Origin of the sequence: Bacillus sp. JJ1503 (assembly GCF_036965125.1) — a bacterium.
Lineage (GTDB): Bacteria > Bacillota > Bacilli > Bacillales > Cytobacillaceae > Cytobacillus.
Genome location: NZ_JBALOZ010000528.1, coordinates 1,372 through 1,716 on the forward strand (window position 1 = coordinate 1,372; position 345 = coordinate 1,716).

Annotated in this window: 1 protein-coding gene; it reads left to right on the forward strand. The window is 48.7% G+C overall.

The genetic code is table 11. The features are described 5' to 3' along the window. A partial coding sequence (locus V7149_RS26265; protein WP_335348491.1) for a M4 family metallopeptidase occupies nt 1-345 on the forward strand: 345 nt, incomplete at both ends.

The window sequence follows — 345 nt, forward strand, 5'->3', positions numbered from 1 at the left end:
ACTTTCAGCGGGGCTTGACGTGGCTGCCCACGAAATGACTCATGGTGTCATCACTCATTCGGCGAATTTAGTCTACCGCCATCAGCCTGGAGCATTAAACGAATCCTTCGCTGACATCTTTGGTGCACTAGTTGATGATGATGATTGGGAAATCGGCGAGGATATTATGGCACCGGCTGCTAAGGCTGACGGAGTAACGAGATTGCGCAGCTTAAGTGATCCAAACAGTGTAGTTGTCAGTAATCCGCAGAGAGCCGCGTATGGCAGCGGAGTCTATCCGGCTCATATGGATGAATATTATCACATGCCTACTAATGTAGATAATGGCGGAGTTCACGTTAACTC